This is a genomic window from Oleiphilus sp. HI0132, assembly GCF_001635845.1.
Genome location: NZ_LWGJ01001546.1, coordinates 1 through 1095 on the forward strand (window position 1 = coordinate 1; position 1095 = coordinate 1095).

Sequence of the window (1095 nt, forward strand, 5' to 3'; positions counted from 1 at the left end):
CTCTCAATGATTTTTTTAATCGATTTGTTATCGACTGATAATCATTGTATTCATTGCTATGTAAATCGGGGTCTAGTAAACGTAAAGTCTCTGTAAAGATTAAATAGAAGGTAAAAAGCCTATGCTAGACTTCAAACAATTCCGTAAATCAATAAAGGTTTGATATGAGTGCCAATATATTACTCATTGAAGATGATACCGAGATCAGTGAGCTTCTAAGTAGCCTGCTAGTACAAGAAGGTTTCACCATGACCACGGCATTCGATGGCGTCGAAGGTGAACGCTTGGCTTTAAAAAGTCACTACGACGTTATCATTCTCGACATCATGCTGCCTAACAAAGATGGTTTAAGCGTGTTGCGTGATATACGCGGCCAAATCACTAGCCCAATATTAATGCTCACCGCAAAAGGTGATGAGCTAGACAGAATCATAGGCTTTGAGATGGGCGCCGACGACTACCTTCCCAAGCCATTTAACCCACGAGAGTTGGTGGCGCGAATCAAAGCATTGCTAAGACGCGTGGAGATCGACCAAGGCCAGACAACAAACCAGGCTAGTGAGCTGGTTTCAGACAAAATCAAGCTAAAACTAAAAACGCGTGAAGCCCTAATTGAGGGTGAAGAAATAGAACTTACCAGCAGTGAATTCAATATTCTGCACGCACTGATGCGCAACGCCAATGAAATTATGACCAAAGCCGAGCTAACCGAGCTTGCTTTAGGGCGAAAGCTAACACTCTATGATCGGGCCATTGATATGCATATGAGTAACCTGCGTAAGAAACTCGATAGCGAACACATCAAAACCATTCGTGGCAGTGGTTATTTATTCCAAGGTCAGGTGGAGACGCGTTAAGCATGACTCAATCCATCTTTAAACATCGCTTGTTTTGGAAGATTATTCTGATCTTCTGGCTAACCACCTTTGCGACCATTCTCGCCAATATCTGGATCACCAAAGAAATCGTCGTCAATGAATTCAAGGTCGAGCAAGTAAAAGACAAGATGCGCTCACTCGCACCCGAAGCAATAGAGGTATACGAGCAGCAAGGAGGCAAAGCCCTAAAACGCTGGTACCGAAAACTGGCCCGCCG

General features: G+C 43.7%; 2 protein-coding genes. Both read left to right on the forward strand.

The window, feature by feature from the left end:
* Positions 1 to 164 precede the first annotated feature (164 nt).
* Positions 165 to 857: a response regulator gene (locus tag A3766_RS23765; RefSeq protein WP_068508125.1), complete on the forward strand. Its 693-nt coding sequence runs from the start codon at positions 165 to 167 to the stop codon at positions 855 to 857.
* Between the two features lie 2 nt (positions 858 to 859).
* Positions 860 to 1095 (forward strand): hypothetical protein (locus tag A3766_RS23770; protein WP_197479710.1); only part of this gene is annotated, 236 nt, incomplete at its 3' end.

What these genes read in the sequence shown, in the direction of transcription:
- A3766_RS23765 (WP_068508125.1), top strand. Translation starts at nt 165, where the DNA reads ATGAGTGCCAATATATTACTCATTGAAGATGATACCGAGATCAGTGAG.